Source organism: Arenimonas sp., assembly GCF_022842045.1.
Classification (GTDB): domain Bacteria; phylum Pseudomonadota; class Gammaproteobacteria; order Xanthomonadales; family Xanthomonadaceae; genus Arenimonas.
Genome location: NZ_JALHQI010000032.1, coordinates 20,494 through 35,757 on the forward strand (window position 1 = coordinate 20,494; position 15,264 = coordinate 35,757).

Here is a 15,264-nt window from a genome sequence, read left to right on the forward strand (position 1 = left end):
GCGGAAAAGCAGGCCGCTACTCCCGCCAACGTGCCATGAAAGGACCATCGGAAAGGGACGATTTAGCGTAAATCGACCTCGCTGCGAGTTGCGTTGACTGCGCGCGAAAGTCCGGACAGAGCGCTCCAAACAGATACAGGCGGCTCACAACCCTTTATCGCTGCTGAGATTTCGCGCCCTCCGAAGGCAGGTTCGAATCATGTCGGGCGCGCCATCTCCGGTTTCAGCCCCCCCTGGCCGGCCTCCACGTCCTCGGCGGCCTGCCGACGCGACCCGCCGGCTGGCACCTCTTCACGCCGCTTTACGTTCTTTGGATCAGCGCTCCCCAAGACGGGGCGGCGCCTTGCCCCGACCCACCAAAGGACACCCCCATGAAACACCGCCTCCTGATCCTCGCCGCGTCCTGCCTGCTGAGTACGTCCGCCCTCGCCGCCAATGGCGACTGGAGCGGCTGGTACGTCGGCATCCACGCCGGCCAAGCCAGCGGCGACGCGGATGCGCGCGTCTCCCTCGGCGGCCAGTGGTCGGCCGAATCGCAGGCCCTGCGGGACGAGGTCACCAACGACTGGTCCACGAGCTTCGACCCGAGCGACAGCACCTATGGCCTGCAGTTCGGCGTGCTGCACCAGTTCGCCAACGGCTTCGTCCTGGGCGCCGAACTCGACCACAGCCAGCTGCACTTCGAGGAAAGCCGCTCCACCGGCCCGCAGCCCACCACCACCTTCCCGTCGCTGACCTATAACTTCGGCAATTCGATCGACGTCGACTCGAAGCTGTCGCTCCGCGCCCGCCTCGGCTATGCCAGCGGCCGGCACCTGTTCTACCTGACCGGCGGCGTGGCGCGCGTGGACGCCGATGCGTCGGCCTCGGTCGCGAGCAACGGCAACTACCTCAAGCGCGGCGTGGCCAGCGAAACGCTGGACGCCACCGAGATTGGCGCCGGCTACGAGTTCGACTTCGGCAACCAGTGGTCGCTGCGCGCCGAGTACATCCGCACCGACGCCGATGACTTCAGCTACGACACCGTCTACCAGGCGGGCAGCAGCTTCGTGACCCCGGCCTACATCGAGACCTTCCGCCAGTCGCTGGAGTTCGATTCCTTCCGCATCGGCCTGAGCTACCGCTTCTGAGCCATCGCCCGGAACGCCGCCGCGGTTCGCCGCGGCGGCGTCACTAGTCCGACGGGGCCTCCACCACGTAGCCCTTCGCAGCCAGCGCCTTGAGGTACCCGCGCTCGCCCACCACCCGCGCCATCGGCAGCACCGCGACGCTTTCGGCGTGCGTGGCCAGTGCCTTTTCCGCCGCGGCCAGCCAGGCCGCCTCGACCCGCGCCGGCAATTCGCTGAAACCGCTGCTTCTCGCCAGCCCGCTGCCCAGCAGGGCGTCGGTGCAGGCCTTGGCGTTGTCGGCGTAGGGCAGGGCTTCCAGCGTGGCCAGGTCACCGATGGCCCAGGCATTGGCGCGCAGGGCGAGCGTGTCGAGATCGTTCTCGACCTGGTCGAGCGTGGTGCGGAAGCAGGCCAGGTCGTCGAGCCCGCTGCGCCGGAATTCCTTGACCGCGGCCTTGGCGTCCTCGATCACCAGGCTCACCTCCGGCTGCTCCACCGGCACGTCGGCGCGCTTGGCGGCGCGGCGCACGGCGCGGCCGACCACGTCGCGCCAGGACAGGTCGGCGCGGTCGAAGGCCTTTTCGCGAAGTTCCATCGCGGCCAGGATCGGGCGACGCTTCTCGATGCCGCGGTCGCGGCCGAGATACAGCGCCTTGAGCCGCTGCCAGCGCGCGAAATCGGCGGCGGCCAGCACATCCTCGAGCAGTTCGCCTTCGGGATTGTTGCGCGCCTTCATCAGCGACGGCACCAGGAACAGGCCGCCCAGCGCGGCGCCCTCGGCATCCACGCGCACCGTCGGCGGCATCAGCAGCACGCCGGCGGCGGCGACGCGCCGCTCGACGTCCAGCGAGTTCCATTCCATGCGCTTGGGCAGCGGTGCCAGCGTGCCCAGCACCCACAGCACGCGGCCATCGCGCGAGACCTTCCACATCCCGGGACCGGGCTGCACGCCGCTGACGACGATGGTGTCGAGGGTGACCGGTGGCGACGTCGGCGCCGGGTCCTCGGCGGCGACGGCGGGCAGCGACGGCGCCAACGCAAGCGCCAACGCCAGGCCCACGGCCGCCAGCTGCGTGGCCGACATCATCGGCGACTAGGATTGGGTGAAGTTGCGCGCATCGATCGCCGCGACCAGGGCCCGCTGCTCGGCCAGCGAGCCTTCGTTGCAGAAGAATTCGATCGTGTAGGTGTAAGGGCCCTCGACGTACACCGATGTCAGGGACAGCACCTCATGCCCGTCGTCCCGGAGGCTGGCCAGTTCCCGGATGTTCAGGCGACCCCAGGGACGAGTCGCCATGGTGACCGATAGCCATGGCTGCGGCGGCGACTGGGAAACCTTCCTGTGGTGCGCCGCCGTTTCTTCCTCGACGGCCGCTTGCGTGGGCATGACGGCATGGAAGCCGAAGTGATCGAGCCGGTCCAGCTTGACCTCGCAGGCCGCCGGCGACCTGGCGGGCGCGGCCCAGCGATAGGTCACCCAATGGGAAGCGATGTCGCGGCCGATGTCCCGCCCCGGACCCTCCATGGCGAGGTCCGGGTTGGGCGCAATGTTGAACACGCCGCCGAAGGCTTCCAGCCCGTTGCCGCCCACGACCCTGGCCCCTCCGTTCTTCGCCCATGCGGCCGACGGCACGAGCGCGGTGGCCAGGACCAACAGTGGAAGGCAGGCAATGTGCATGGCGACCTCAGGTTTCTGGCTCGGGGCAACGCTAGGCAATTCAAAGGGCGGGCGCAAGCTGGCCGCGCAGGCGCTCAGTCCCCGGACACGTCGCCGTCGACGTAGAGCCAGCGGCCATCCTCGCGCACGAAGCGGCTGGTTTCGTGAAGGCGGCCGGCACGGCCGCCGCCCTGGCGGAATCGCGCGACGAATTCCACGGTGGCGCGTTCGCCTTCGGCGCGGTGGCGCTTCACGTCCAGGCCCAACCAGCGCAGCGGCGGCTGCGCGTCGAACGCCAACGTGGCCGGGCGGTTGGACAGATGCCAGGTGGCCAGCAGGTAGTCGGCCAGGTGCAGGGCATAAGCGCTGTAGCGCGATCGCATCAGCGCCTCGGCGTCGGCCGCGGCGGCGCCGGCGTGCAGCGGGCCGCAGCAGCGCGCATAGTCACCGCGTCCGCAGGGACAGGCCTCGGCCACTGCGCGGCCTCAGCCCTTGCGGGCGTCGACGATCAGGCGCGCGACGTGGGCGTCGCCCTTCTCGAGCAGCTCGACCGGCGTGTACTGGAACCCGGTGAGCACCATCGCCTCACCGATGCACCATTCGCGCTGTTCCTTGGTGAGCGTCGCGACACCCGCGGCCACGGCACCCAGCAGTTCGGGCGTGGGCACGGTGTCCTGCGGTTCGGGCGCGCGCCTGGCGGCCGCCGCGGGGGCGCCGGTGCCGGCCTTGTCGGCTTCGCCGCGCAGCCAGGCCAGGCGCGCCAGCGCCACCGCCAGGCGGTCGCCGCCGTCCTTGAGCTTGGGCACGGCCTTGGCGATCGCGCCAACCAGGGTGTCGTGCTCCACCGCCAGCGCCTTCTGCGCCTGTTCGCTGGCCTTGAGCTGCGCCTGCAGTTCGGCCAGTTTCGCCTCCAGCTGCAGGATTTCGGTGGCCGGGTCGACCAGGGTCTTGGCCTCGAGCAGCCGCATGACCTTCTCGCCCAGGCGCGTGTAGATGGCCGGATCGCTGAACTTGAGGTCGCGCGCCGCGGTCTGCCAGGCCAGCGCGACCTGGCTGACGGTCTGGGTCTTGCCCGCGGGAGGCGCAGGGCCGGCGTCACCCGCGGCCTCGGCCAGCGCGGCAGTGGCGTTGGCGGTGGACTGGGCCTGGATGGCCAGGTCGAGCCGTTCGCAGAGCTCGGACTTCTGGAAATCGCGCGCCTGCTTGCGCAGTTCGATGCGGCAGTCGATCAGCAGGGAGCGAAGATCCTTCATGCCCGCATTCTATGCCCGCACCCTGCCCGCGCGGCTACCGGGCCAGCAGGAAGTTGAGCAGGTTGTTCTGGAAGTACGGGTTCACCGACAGCTGGTCGTGGCGTTCGCACAGGAAGAAGCTCTGGGCCAGCGGGAAGAACCGGCCGGGCTGGCCCGGGAGATCGGCCAGGCCGCGACCCAGCTGGGATTCGCGGGTGACCAGGCCGTCGCCGGGGTGCAGCATCAGGCGCGCGTAGTCGACGCCGGGCACGCGCGCCTTTACGTCTTCGGGCCGCACCACCAGGCGCTCGCCGCTGGCGTCGCGGTCGAGCACGGCGTAGGTCGGCGTGAGGCTGCAGTCGCCGCCGAACACCGCCACCTCCACCCCGTTGGCGCGCACCGGCGCGCTCAGCGCCAGCTGGAAGCGCTTGGCCCGCGCCAGGTGCTGCACGAAGAAGCCCTGCAGCTCGGCCATGTTCAGCGCCCCGGTCTCCGGGTCCGGCGCGGCGGCCATCACCCGCGCCTCCACTTCGGGCGAGAACACCGACCAGCGCCGCACGCGCCAGGCGTCGGCATCGTAGATGTCGAAGTCGATGGGCTGGCCCTCGGGCGACAGCACCACCCTGGTTTCGGGGTGCGGCAGCGCCTCGAACGGCGTCGCGAACGTCACCAGCACCTCCACCGGCACCACCCGGAACGCCACCTTGAAGCCCTGCTGCAGCCGCTCGAGGCTGGAGACGGCGCCGAGCGAGGGCGTGCCCAGCATCACCACCCGGCGGACGCGGTGCGCGCCCTCGTCCCAGGGCGTGAAGACGTCCTGGTCGAGCACATCGTTCGGGCCGTAGCGCAGGTAGTAGTTGGCGATCAGGCCGCCGTTGCTGTGCGCCAGGATGTCCACCGGCAGGTCCGGGTCGCCGTAGTCGCGGCGGATCTGCTCGATCAGCGCGTGCAGCTGCCGCACCGCCTCGAGGTTTTCCCGGCGCCAGTCGTACAGCAGCACGTAGTAGCGGCGGCGGTCGTTGGACGGCACCGGTTCGCCGGGCTCGCCGCGCTTGAAGCGGCCCACGGTCTCGAGCGCGTCGATCAGCGCGCCGTAATAATCGGTGCGCGCCACGCCGTAGAACAGGTCGCCGGGCACCAGGCCACCGCCCTCCCGTTCGGCCTGCTTCATGCGCGCCAGTTCGCGGTACTCGCTGAAGGCCAGCGTGCCGATCGAGCCGGGCCAGAATTCCTTGCCGCTGCCGCGCTCGACCAGGGTCGAGCCCATCAGGCCGTGGATCAGGATCACCGGCGGCTGGTCCGCGTGGTGCACCTGGCTCTCGTACAGCCGCGCCAGGTCGGGGCGCTCGGGGCCGCTGGCGCAGGCGGCCAGCAGCAGGACCAGCAGCAGCGAGGGCCAGCGGGAAAGGCGGTGGATCATGCCGGAAACCTCCGCGGCCGCCGCGGCCCGGCTGGCCGCGGCGGTGGTGAAGCGGGTGGAGCGCTAGGCGGCCACCGTCCCGGCGCCGAGGCGCGGATAGTCGGTATAGCCGGCGGCGCCGGGGGTGTAGAGCGTGCCGGCATCAAGGTCGGCGATCGGCGCACCCGTACGCAAGCGTTCGGGCAGGTCGGGATTCGCAATGAAAGGACGGCCGAAGGAGACCAGGTCGGCCACGCCGCTGGCCAGGTCGTTTTCCGCGCGTTCACCATCGTAGCCACCATTGGCGATCAGGGTGCCCGGGAAGCGGCGGCGCACTTCGGCCAGGAGTTCGCCGGTGACGCTGCCGCCAGCCAGGTGCAGGTAGGCGATGTCGCGCGCGGCCAGCGCATCCACCAACGCCAGGAACTGTTCGCGCTCGCCCTCGAAGTTCACCTCGAGGTCGTTGAACGGATTGAACGGCGACAGCCGCACGCCCACCCGCGCCTTGCCGATCGCGGCGACGGTAGCGTCCACCACTTCGATGACGAAGCGGTTGCGGTTGTCCGCGCTGCCGCCGTAACCGTCGGTGCGCTGGTTGCTGCGCGGGTTGAGGAACTGGCCCAGCAGGTAGCCGTTGGCACCGTGCAGTTCGACGCCATCGACGCCGTGCGCGATCGCGAGGCGCGCGGCCTCGATGTGGGCCTGGCGCAGGCGGACCAGGTCCTCGGCGGTGGCGGCGCGCGGGGTCGCGTTGGGCTGCATGCCGGCGGTGTCGGTCCAGGTCTCGCCGGCGGCGGGGATGGCCGAGGGCGCGACCAGGGTCTCGCCGGCCGGCAGGTTGGCGGTCGCGCCGACCCGGCCGCTGTGCATGAGCTGGATGAACAGGCGACTGCCGCCCGCGTGCAGCGCCTGGGCGATGGCGCCCCAGCCCTGGGCCTGCGCTTCATTGAAGATGCCAGGAATGCGGGCATAGCCGAGGCCGTCTGGCGCCGGCGCGGCGCCTTCCGAGATCACCAGGCCGGCGCCGGCGCGCTGGCCGTAGTATTCGGCCATCAGCGCGTTGGGCAGGTTGCCTTCGGCGCGGGAGCGGGTCATCGGCGCCATCACGACGCGGTTCTTCAGCTTCAGGCCGTTGCGTTCATACGGGGTATCGAGCAGTCGGGTCATGGTGGGTCTCCGGTAGGGTGGCCTAACGATGGGACTCGCAGCCGGCAGAACAAAGCCCCGCCATCGACACCTATCGTTATTCATTTCAGGACGATGCAATGACGCCCCACCGACAGCCCCCGCGCTCCAATGCCGGCATGACCCGCCTTCGCGTCCTGCTCTGCGCCCTGCTGCTCCTGCCTTTCGGGGCGCAGGCCGAACCGTTCGAGAACTCGCGCTTCGAGACGCTCGACGGCGTGCGCGTGCACGTGCGCCACTGGCCGGCTGCAGGCCAGGCCGGAGGCTGCCCGGTGCTGCTGGTGCACGGGCTGGGCGGATCCACGTTCTCCTTCCGGCAGCTGGCGCCGGCGTTGGCCGCGGCCGGCCACCCGGTCTGGGCGATCGACCTGCCCGCCTACGGCTACAGCGCCAGGCAGCCTTTCCCGGGCACCGCCGGGGACGCGCTGGGCCCGTGGCTGGCCGCGCGCCAGCCGGGCAGCGGCTGGTGCCTGGTCGGCCACTCCATGGGCACGCGGGTGGTGGGCGAACTGGTGCGTCGCAGCGAGGTCCCGGTCGAACGCGCGGTCTACGTCGCCGGCAATCCGATCCTGAGCGAGCGCGAGCTCAACAACCGCGAGCGCTACCGCTCCCCGCGCATCCGCCGCTGGCTGGCCAACCTCGCCGAGTCGCGCTACCTCGACGAGGACCGCTTCGGCCGCCTGCTGGCCAAGGCCTACGGCCGCGACCCCACCGACGAGGAAGTGGCGGGCTACCTCACGCCGCTCAAGACGCCCGGCACCGCGCTGGCGATCATGACCGGCTACTCGGCCGAGTTCCCGGTCAACCCCCGCGGCGCCGAACTCGACCGCGTGCCCACGCTCATCCTGTGGGGCGAGAAGGATGCGTGGGTGAAGCCCGAGGTCGCCGACCGCCTGCAGGCGGCGCTGCCCTCGGCGCGCCGCGTCACCATCGCCGGGGCCGGGCACAGCCCGATGGAAACGCATCCCGAGCAGACCCGCGCGGCGGTGCTGGCGCTGTTCCGCGACGCGCCGGCGATGGCGTCCGCGCGCTGACCGACGGCGCCGCGGGCTCAGTCCAGCGCCAGCTCCACGGAAACTTCCGACGGTGATTCCCCGCCGGCCGCCGCGGCCGTGACGAACACGCGCGTCGGTTCCAGCACGCCTTCGGCCAGCAGCGCCGACTGGATCGCCTCGGCCCGCGCTTGCGCCAGCGCCGCCAGCGCGGCGTCGTCCGGCGTGAACAGCGGCAGCAGCTCGCCGCGCAGCCACTGCAGCTCATGCGCGTCGGCCAGCGCGCGCCGGGTGGCACGGTCGGCGTCCTCGGGCGGCGCCGGCGGATCGGTGGGCTTGGCGCGACGGTCGAAGCGTGCCTTGTAGAGGTCGCGCAGGGCCTCGACCTGGTCATCGGCGTCCAGTGCGGCGAACTCGAACTCCGCGGGCGCCACGCCCGCCTGCGCAGCCAGCGCCCCGGCCAGTCCGCGCTCCGCCACTGCCGGCGCGTCGAGCGCAGGCACCTGCACCGCGGGCACGGTGATGCGCAGCTGCGGCCGTTCCGCCAGTCCGCGCGCCAGCGCCGCCAGGCTGGCCTGCTGCTCCGGCGTCAGCGCCGGCTCGCCGGGCGCGAAGACCACGAACTGCGCATCCTCGGCGCCCTCGAACAGCGAGCCCAGGAATGCGAACGGCGCGGTGACGATCTTCACCACGATGTTCTTCAGCACCTGCCACACCACCGGCCCGACCCGGAAGCTCGGATCGTCCAGCGTCCCCGCCACCGGCAGCTGCAGGTCGATCACGCCGTCGCGGTCCTTCAGCAGGCTGGTGGCCAGGCGGATCGGCAGCGACACCTTGTCCTGGCTGTCGGTGGCCTCGCCCCACTCGAGCTGGTCGAGCACCACGTGGTGGCCGGCGTCGAGCTGGCGGTCGCGGATGCGGTAGGTCAGTTCGGTGCTGAGCTTGCCCTTGGCGATCGCGAAACCGGCGTAGCGGCCCGAGTACGGGTTGAACACCGGCAGGTCGATGTTGCTGAACTTCAGCGCCAGGTCGGTGTGCTGGTCGTAGCGGAAGGGATCGAGCTCGCCGGTGATGGTGACGGGCGAGAAGCGGTTCACCACGAAGCCGGCCAGGTCTACCTTCGCGCGCGCCCCCGGTGCGCTCGACAGGCCGCGGATGCGCCCGTCCAGCGATTCGATCCGGGCCTGGAAATTGGGCTGGATGAACAGGTCGGCGAAGCTGAGCGTGGCCGCCTGCACCCGCACTTCGTCGATGCGCACGGGCATCGGCGGCGCGGTCGGCGAGGCCGCGGGCAGGGCGACCGCGGGCGCGGTGCCGGTTGGCGAGACGGGCGAGAACACGCGCACCAGGTTCAGGCTCTGGTCCTGCGACACCACGGCGCGCAGGAAGGGCCGGCGCGCAGTGACGCGGGCGACGCGCAGCGATTCCGGCGCCAGTGCCAGCGTGATGCCCTCGAGGTCGAGGCCGTCCCAGCTGGCCAGCGGCTGCCGTTGCGCGCGGTCCACGACTTCGAAACCGTCCACCCGCGCCTGGCCTTCGAAGCGCAGCCAGGGCGCGGCGCCGGCCTCGGCGAGCTGCAGCCGGCCCTCGGCCGAGGCGCGGCCGTCCCGGATGTCCACCGCCGCGATGTCCGCCAGGTAAGGCTGCAGCTTGGCCAGCGCGATCGCGTCCATCTTCACCGCGAGATCCGCCGCGACGGTGCCGGGCGTCACCTCGCCCTCGGCCGCGAGCGTGGCGGCGCCGTCCAGGGTGGCGGCGAACCGAAGCGGCACCGGCCGGTCGAGGTCGAGCCCGAGCTCGCGCAGGCCCAGTGATACCGGCGCCAGCGCGAAGCGCACCGCGGGCGTGACCGCGCGATCCTCGAAATCCACCGCGGCATCGTTCAGCTCGAGGCTGGCCAGGTTCACCGTCCATTGCAGCGGCGCTTCGACCTCGGGCGCATCGGCAGGCCCGGTGGCCTCGCCCGCCTCGCCCGTGGCCGTGGCCAGGCGCAGCAGGTTCACGCTGCCATCGGGCTCGCGCCAGGCGGTCACGCGCGCGCCGTCGAGCGTCACCGCGCCGACGTCCACGCGCGACCGGGCCAGCGACAGCCGCGTATCGCGCACCGACAGCGCCGGCAGCGTCACCCAGTCCGCGTCGGCGCCGGACGCGCGCAGCGCCAGGCCGCGGCCGGTGAACGCCGGCAGGGTGGCCTCGAGCTGCATCGCCTGGTCGTAGCGGAAGTCGTACTCGCCGGCGAGCTCGAACTCACCGTCGGTGAGCTCGAAGGGCAGCTGCTCGCTGGCGAACTCCCACACGCTGCGCGCCTTCAGCCCGCGCACTTCGAAATGGCCCTGCGAGGCGATCGGCTGCAGCGACAGGCGCCCGCGCCAGTCGAAGCGCTCGCCGGATTCGCTGGCCGCGCTGAGCGTGAAGCCGCCGCCCTCGGGCGTGGTGCGGAAGCCCGCGAGTTCGAACTGGATCGGCGCCAGCGTCTTCTCCGGCTGCTCGCGGCGGCTGCGGTCGGCGAACGCCACCGCGCCACCGGAGACAACCAGCTGGTCGATGATGACCGCGGGCAGCGGCGCGGCTTCCGCCGCCGTGGGGTCTTCGGGCGGCACCAGCGCCGACAGGTTCAGCGCGCCGTCGGGCCCGATGATGGCGCGTGCGAACGGCCCGTTGATGCGCACCACCTTGAAGCTCCACGCGCCGCGCCAAAGCGAGGCCAGCTCGAAGTCGAGGTAGAGCCGCTCCCAGGCCAGCAGCGGCCGGGCCGGATCGTCCACGCGCAGGTCGCGCACGGTGACTTCGAAGGTGAAGGGATGGGTGATGACTTCGCCGACCTGCACCGGCACCCGCAGCGCGGCGCTGGCCTCGCGCTCGATCGCGTCATGCAGCAGGCGCGGCGCCCACCAGAACCCGACCGCCGCATACAGGCCCAGCGCCAGCACGGCCGCGCCCGGCATCCAGATCCGCTTCCGCTTCAGCCACGCCGGCATGCCCGTTTCCCCGAGGAGCCCGGCGCCATCATGGGTCGCGGATCGTTAAGGCGGCAAGACGATCGGTGCGCTAACCTCGCGGCAGTCCTTTCCGCGGAGACCGCCGATGACCCCGATGCGCTCGCTGCTGTTCGCCGCCACCGCCGGCCTGGCCCTGTCCGCCTGTTCCACACCGCCCCCGTCCGACGCCGCGCCAGCCGACGCCGTCGCGCCCGCCGAAGCCAGCGCCGCGCCAGGGGCCGACGTCCCGCCGGCTGCCGATGCTGCAGACGCTGCCGACTTTGCCGACGCTGCCGATACCGCCGATGCCACCGATGCCACCGATGCCACCGATGCCACCGATGCCACCGATGCCGAGGAGATGACCATGACCTGCGATGCCGGGAAGGGCCAATGGGCCGTGGGCCAGCTCGCCAACGAGGCGCTGGTGGCGAAGGTGAAGGCCGACACCGGCTCCGACCGCTATCGCGTGATCCCGCCGGACACGGCGGTGACGATGGATTACCGGGAGGACCGGGTGAACATCGAAACCGACGCCGACAACCGCGTCATCGCGGTGCGCTGCGGCTAGTCGCGGCGCGTCGCCACCGGCCGCGCCGCCGACTGGCGGCCGCAGCCGAGCAGGCGCGAGCCTTCCAGCCACGCCGGGTCGGGGTAGTAGGCGAACAGCAGCTGGCCCTGCTTGAGGGTGTCGATCACGTCGCGCGCCACCTGCGGGCGCACCGCGGGGCAGCCGAAGCTGCGGCCCAGCCGGCCCTGCTTCAGCGCCTGCAGCGGGTCCACGTAGGGCGCGCCGTGCATCACGATCAGGCGGTCGCGTGCAGCATCGTTCACGCCGGGCTCGAGGCCATCCATGCGCAGTGAGTAACCGTTGCCGCCATGGTAGGTCTCGGCGGTGCGGAACAGGCCGAGGCTGGACTGATGGCTGCCCTCGACGTTCGAGAACGCCTGCGCCAGGTTCTCGCCGCTGCCGCGCCCGTGCGCCACGTGCTCGGCGAACAGCAGCCGGCGCTGGTCCAGGTCGAACACCCACAGCCGCGGCTCGGTGGATGGCAGCGAGTAATCAATCACGGCCAGCTTCCCGGCGTCCGGCGCCATCGCGCCGGCGCGCGCGCACTCGCTGGCTTCCAGCGCCAGCGACAGCACCTTCGGGTCCAGGCCCGGGGCCTGGCCGGCCAGGCGCGCCGCCAGGCCATCGGCGGCCTGGAGGGGCAGCGCGGCCAGGGCCAGCAGCAGGGGCGGGAGGCGTTTCATCGCGGCAGCTTAGTCGTCCACCGGCGATGCAGGCTGAACCGGGTCCGACGCGATGCCCTGGGCGTCGAGAACCGTGACCGGCGCCGCACGCAGCGGCTGGTCGGTCAGCACCACGGTCGCCCCGGGCGCCAAGGCCTCCTCCACCAGCGCGGCGAACTCCGGCGCCACGACCACCGCGCGCGCCAGCGCCGCCGGGTCCTGCACCGGGTCGCCCAGCACCTGCACCCACCGGCGGCGGGCGCCGGACGGGTCCGGGCCGGGCTCGGCGCCCTCGAGCAGCTGGAACGCGCGCATACCGTCGGGCAAGGGCTCGCCGGCGCCCAGCGGCGCACGGCCGATCTCGATGCCTTCGCGCAGCACGACCAGGGCGCCGTCGGCGCGGCTGACCAGCACGGTGAGCGCGCCGGGCGGCGCGCGTTCCGGTGCCCACTCGTGGCCAGCCCAGGCCGGCGTCGGCAGGCGATGCCGCGCGATCGGCGTCGCCAGCACCGACGGGGCCGGGGCCGCCGGCGCCCGGGCGAATACACCCGGATCAGCCAGCAGCGGTGCCTGGCCGGGCTGATCGGTGATCACCACCGTGATGCCGTGGGCGGTGACGCCGTAGAGCCGCTCCGAGAACGCATACGGCAGGCGCACGCAGCCGTGCGAGGCCGGGTAGCCGGGCACGCGGCCCGCGTGCAGCGCGATGCCGTCCCAGGTCAGGCGCTGCATGAAGGGCATCGGCGCGTCGTCGTACAGGTTGGAGTAGTGCTCGCGCTTCTTCTGCAGGATGGTGAACACGCCGGTCGGCGTCTCGAAACCCGGCTTGCCGGTGCTGACGGTGGCGACGCCGATGCGCACGCCGTTGCGGTACACGTAGGCGCGCTGTTCGGGCAGGCTCACCAGCACCAGCACCGGGCCGCGCGGCGAGAGCTCGGGCAGCCAAAGGTACTCCCCCGGCAGCAGCTGCAGCGGCGTGGCGCCGGGCACCGGCACCGGATCGGCCGGCCGCGCCCCCGCGGCTCCGGCGATGCCAAGCGCGAAGACACCGGCCAACAGCAAGTTCGCGCGGCGACGGTTCAATGCGCGAACAGCACGGGCAGCCCGGACTGCGCCAACACGGCGCGGGTGGCGCCGCCCAGCACCTGCTCGCGCCAGCGCGAGTGGCCGTAGCCGCCCATCACGATCAGTTCGGCGTGCCGGGCGGTGGCGTAATCCACGATCACTGCACCGGTGCTGCGGCCTTCGCGCGACTGCGTGACCACCTGCACCTGGAACCCGTGGCGTGCGAGGTGGGCGGCGATATTGGCGCCGGGCGCGTCCCCGTGGGCCGCTTCGCCGACCTCAGGGTCCACCACCAGCACGTCCACGCGCGCGTCGCGCGGCAGCAGCGGCAGGGCATCGTGGATGGCGCGTGCAGCTTCGCGCCGCGGCTGCCAGGCCAGCACGACGCGGCGCGGCGGCACCATCAGCTTCGCGCCTTCGGGCATCACCAGCACCGGCCGGCCACTGTCGAGAAGCAGCGCGCTGAAGGCGATCGGGAAACGACCCGTTTCGCTGCGGCCAAGGATGGCCAGGTCGGCGTGGCGTGCGTGCAACGCGGCGGTCTCTTCGGGCCACTGCAGCAGCGATTCGACCACGCGCAGCTCGGCCTCCACCCCGGCGCGCTGCAGGCGCTCGCGCGCCGCTTCGCCGGCGGCGGCGGCGGTGGCGCGCAGGGCGTCGAAATCGGCCTGGTTCAGGCTCAGCACGGCCATGCCCCACTCCGAGGCCACCGGCATCGGGAGGGCGATCGCGGCGAGCACGGCGACGCGGGCGCCGTGCGCGTTGGCCAGCGCAGCCGCCGCGTCGAGCGCGGCGGCATCGGCATCGGAATACTGCAGCGGAACCAGCAGGTCCTTGGGCATGGCGCACCTCCACGGGGGCTCGGCCGCGTGGGCCGCAGGACCAGCCTACGCCCAAGCGGCCCGCGGGCGTTGACGCCGGTCAAGCCGGGTGTTGGCTACTCGAACGAGTACTGGCCGGCGACCGGCACGTAGACGTGGCCTTCGTACTGCTGGCTGTCGATGATGTGGGTGGCGCCGGCGTGGCGGTTGACGTTGCCCAGGCGCTGGCCGGCCGGCGCCAGGTACGCCCAATACCGGCCTTCGGCATCCGGGGTCGGCGGGTCGGGCTCGGCCATGAACTGCGGGCCCGGGCGCTGGCCGTTGCGGCGGTGGTGTTCATCGGCCGCCGCCGCGCGGGCGTCGAGGTCGACCGTGTAGTCGATCACCACGGTGCGGCCCACCAGGTTCTCGTTGCCGCGGCGCACGACCACCACTTCGCCCACCAGGGTCACGCGCCGCAGGCGCGGACCGGGGCCGCGGGGCTCGTGCACGATACGCGCGACCTCGCGCAGCTGCAGGTGTTCGCTGGCGATGCGGGTGTAGTTCTCGGGGCTGATTGCCGCCGGCACCGGCGCCGCGGCCAGGGTCAGGGCAAGCGCGAGCAGCATTCGAAGCATGTGGCCTCCGGCGAGACGTCCCGGGGCGATCATAGCGCCGTGTCCGCCCCGCCATCCAAGGCCGGCTCGGGCGCTGATGCGCCTGCCGGATGGCATGGGGTTGCTGTCGCCTTCATCCGCGAGGGGCTAGCGTGCGCCCATGGCCTCGCCACTCACCACCCCGCTCCGCGCGCCCGTCCGCCGCTGGATACAGCGCGCCTTCCCGCGCGCGCCGGGCGGCATCGACTATGACCAGCCGCGCGGCGACCCGGGCCTGTTGCCGCCCGATGGCGTCACCTGGCGGGTGCACGCGGACTTCCCGGGCATGCTCAGCGGCGGGCTGTGCGCGCTGATGCTGCAGACGCTGCATCCGGCGGCGCTGGCGGGCGTCTGGGACCATTCGAACTTCCGCACCGACCTGGTCGGCCGGCTGCGCCGCACCACCGATTTCGTCGCGGGCACCACCTACGCGCCGCGCGCGGAGGCCGAACGGCTGGTGGCGCGCGTGCGCCGCATCCACGCGAGAGTGCGCGGGGTTGCGGAGGACGGCAGCGCGTACTCCGCCGATGACCCGGCGCTGCTGACCTGGGTGCACGTGACCGAGGCCTACGGCTTCCTGCGCGGTTACCGCCGCTACGCGGGTCCGCTGTCGCCGGCGGACGGCGATCGCTACTACGACGAATCGCGGCGGATCGCCGAGGCCCTCGGCGCGCGCGACGTGCCGCGCAGCGAGGGCGAGGTCGAGGACTACTTCCGCAGCGTGCGGCCGCGACTCGCGTGCACCACGCGCTCGCGCACGGTGCTGGCGGTGCTGGCGTCGATGGACCTGCCGGTGCCGCTGCCGGGCCTGTCGCGGGACCTGTTCCTGGGCGCCGGCGCGGCGCTGCTGCCCGGTTGGGCCGAACAACTGCTGGGACGCACCCCGCGGCAAGCCCTGCACGCGAGCATGGCGGCCGCGGGGCTGGCCGCCGTGGCGCCGCTGTTCCGCGCCGCGCTC

15 protein-coding genes are annotated in these 15,264 nt (G+C 72.2%); 4 read left to right on the forward strand and 11 right to left on the reverse strand.

Annotation, left to right across the window (positions count from 1 at the left end; all coding sequences use genetic code 11):
- Positions 1-371 precede the first annotated feature (371 nt).
- Positions 372-1,130 carry an outer membrane beta-barrel protein gene (locus tag Q0C12_RS08490; protein ID WP_290888931.1) on the forward strand — a complete coding sequence of 253 codons (759 nt, stop codon included), beginning with the start codon at positions 372-374 and terminating at the stop codon, positions 1,128-1,130.
- A gap of 43 nt (positions 1,131-1,173) precedes the next feature.
- Here Q0C12_RS08490 and Q0C12_RS08495 read toward each other — a convergent pair whose 3' ends face one another.
- The 6 genes from Q0C12_RS08495 to Q0C12_RS08520 all read right to left on the reverse strand — a co-directional run bounded on the left by Q0C12_RS08495 (position 1,174) and on the right by Q0C12_RS08520 (position 6,564).
- On the reverse strand, positions 1,174-2,193 hold the full coding sequence (locus Q0C12_RS08495; protein ID WP_290888934.1) for a TraB/GumN family protein: 1,020 nt from the start codon (positions 2,191-2,193) through the stop codon (positions 1,174-1,176).
- Between the two features lie 9 nt (positions 2,194-2,202).
- Positions 2,203-2,787 carry a hypothetical protein gene (locus Q0C12_RS08500; RefSeq protein ID WP_290888938.1) on the reverse strand — a complete coding sequence of 195 codons (585 nt, stop codon included), beginning with the start codon at positions 2,785-2,787 and terminating at the stop codon, positions 2,203-2,205.
- Between the two features lie 74 nt (positions 2,788-2,861).
- On the reverse strand, positions 2,862-3,242 hold the full coding sequence (locus Q0C12_RS08505; RefSeq protein ID WP_290888940.1) for a YchJ family metal-binding protein: 381 nt from the start codon (positions 3,240-3,242) through the stop codon (positions 2,862-2,864).
- Between the two features lie 9 nt (positions 3,243-3,251).
- Positions 3,252-4,019, reverse strand: a complete 768-nt coding sequence (locus tag Q0C12_RS08510) for a hypothetical protein (RefSeq protein ID WP_290888943.1) — start codon at positions 4,017-4,019, stop codon at positions 3,252-3,254.
- Positions 4,020-4,053: 34 nt separating this feature from the next.
- On the reverse strand, positions 4,054-5,418 hold the full coding sequence (locus tag Q0C12_RS08515; RefSeq protein WP_290888946.1) for a hypothetical protein: 1,365 nt from the start codon (positions 5,416-5,418) through the stop codon (positions 4,054-4,056).
- A 63-nt stretch (positions 5,419-5,481) separates the two neighbouring features.
- Positions 5,482-6,564: an alkene reductase gene (locus tag Q0C12_RS08520; RefSeq protein ID WP_290888949.1), complete on the reverse strand. Its 1,083-nt coding sequence runs from the start codon at positions 6,562-6,564 to the stop codon at positions 5,482-5,484.
- Between the two features lie 137 nt (positions 6,565-6,701).
- On the opposite strand from Q0C12_RS08520, the gene Q0C12_RS08525 reads away from it, so the two are divergent.
- Complete coding sequence (locus tag Q0C12_RS08525) at positions 6,702-7,616, forward strand: alpha/beta hydrolase (protein WP_290888952.1); 915 nt, start codon at positions 6,702-6,704, stop codon at positions 7,614-7,616.
- A 17-nt stretch (positions 7,617-7,633) separates the two neighbouring features.
- Here Q0C12_RS08525 and Q0C12_RS08530 read toward each other — a convergent pair whose 3' ends face one another.
- Complete coding sequence (locus Q0C12_RS08530) at positions 7,634-10,552, reverse strand: DUF748 domain-containing protein (protein ID WP_290888955.1); 2,919 nt, start codon at positions 10,550-10,552, stop codon at positions 7,634-7,636.
- A 106-nt stretch (positions 10,553-10,658) separates the two neighbouring features.
- Here Q0C12_RS08530 and Q0C12_RS08535 point away from each other — a divergent pair, with 106 nt between their 5' ends.
- On the forward strand, positions 10,659-11,123 hold the full coding sequence (locus Q0C12_RS08535; RefSeq protein ID WP_290888958.1) for an I78 family peptidase inhibitor: 465 nt from the start codon (positions 10,659-10,661) through the stop codon (positions 11,121-11,123).
- Here Q0C12_RS08535 and Q0C12_RS08540 read toward each other — a convergent pair.
- The 4 genes from Q0C12_RS08540 to Q0C12_RS08555 all read right to left on the reverse strand — a co-directional run bounded on the left by Q0C12_RS08540 (position 11,120) and on the right by Q0C12_RS08555 (position 14,288).
- Positions 11,120-11,806 carry a murein L,D-transpeptidase catalytic domain family protein gene (locus tag Q0C12_RS08540; protein WP_290888961.1) on the reverse strand — a complete coding sequence of 229 codons (687 nt, stop codon included), beginning with the start codon at positions 11,804-11,806 and terminating at the stop codon, positions 11,120-11,122. The genes Q0C12_RS08535 and Q0C12_RS08540 overlap by 4 nt on opposite strands.
- 9 nt (positions 11,807-11,815) lie before the next feature.
- Positions 11,816-12,868, reverse strand: a complete 1,053-nt coding sequence (locus tag Q0C12_RS08545; RefSeq protein WP_290888964.1) for a L,D-transpeptidase family protein — start codon at positions 12,866-12,868, stop codon at positions 11,816-11,818.
- Complete coding sequence (locus tag Q0C12_RS08550; RefSeq protein ID WP_290888967.1) at positions 12,865-13,692, reverse strand: universal stress protein; 828 nt, start codon at positions 13,690-13,692, stop codon at positions 12,865-12,867. The genes Q0C12_RS08545 and Q0C12_RS08550 overlap by 4 nt, the downstream gene beginning before the upstream one ends.
- A gap of 95 nt (positions 13,693-13,787) precedes the next feature.
- Entirely contained in the window at positions 13,788-14,288 is a 501-nt protein-coding gene (locus Q0C12_RS08555) for a hypothetical protein (protein WP_290888970.1), read from the reverse strand.
- A gap of 139 nt (positions 14,289-14,427) precedes the next feature.
- On the opposite strand from Q0C12_RS08555, the gene Q0C12_RS08560 reads away from it, so the two are divergent.
- On the forward strand, positions 14,428-15,264 hold an 837-nt coding region (locus tag Q0C12_RS08560), incomplete at its 3' end, for an oxygenase MpaB family protein (RefSeq protein WP_290888973.1).

Coding starts and splice junctions, on each gene's coding strand:
- Q0C12_RS08490 (WP_290888931.1), top strand. CDS start 372: ATGAAACACCGCCTCCTGATCCTCGCCGCGTCCTGCCTGCTGAGTACG.
- Q0C12_RS08495 (WP_290888934.1), bottom strand. CDS start 2,193: ATGTCGGCCACGCAGCTGGCGGCCGTGGGCCTGGCGTTGGCGCTTGCG.
- Q0C12_RS08500 (WP_290888938.1), bottom strand. CDS start 2,787: ATGCACATTGCCTGCCTTCCACTGTTGGTCCTGGCCACCGCGCTCGTG.
- Q0C12_RS08510 (WP_290888943.1), bottom strand. CDS start 4,019: ATGAAGGATCTTCGCTCCCTGCTGATCGACTGCCGCATCGAACTGCGC.
- Q0C12_RS08515 (WP_290888946.1), bottom strand. CDS start 5,418: ATGATCCACCGCCTTTCCCGCTGGCCCTCGCTGCTGCTGGTCCTGCTG.
- Q0C12_RS08520 (WP_290888949.1), bottom strand. CDS start 6,564: ATGACCCGACTGCTCGATACCCCGTATGAACGCAACGGCCTGAAGCTG.
- Q0C12_RS08525 (WP_290888952.1), top strand. CDS start 6,702: ATGACCCGCCTTCGCGTCCTGCTCTGCGCCCTGCTGCTCCTGCCTTTC.
- Q0C12_RS08530 (WP_290888955.1), bottom strand. CDS start 10,552: ATGCCGGCGTGGCTGAAGCGGAAGCGGATCTGGATGCCGGGCGCGGCC.
- Q0C12_RS08535 (WP_290888958.1), top strand. CDS start 10,659: ATGACCCCGATGCGCTCGCTGCTGTTCGCCGCCACCGCCGGCCTGGCC.
- Q0C12_RS08540 (WP_290888961.1), bottom strand. CDS start 11,806: ATGAAACGCCTCCCGCCCCTGCTGCTGGCCCTGGCCGCGCTGCCCCTC.
- Q0C12_RS08550 (WP_290888967.1), bottom strand. CDS start 13,692: ATGCCCAAGGACCTGCTGGTTCCGCTGCAGTATTCCGATGCCGATGCC.
- Q0C12_RS08555 (WP_290888970.1), bottom strand. CDS start 14,288: ATGCTTCGAATGCTGCTCGCGCTTGCCCTGACCCTGGCCGCGGCGCCG.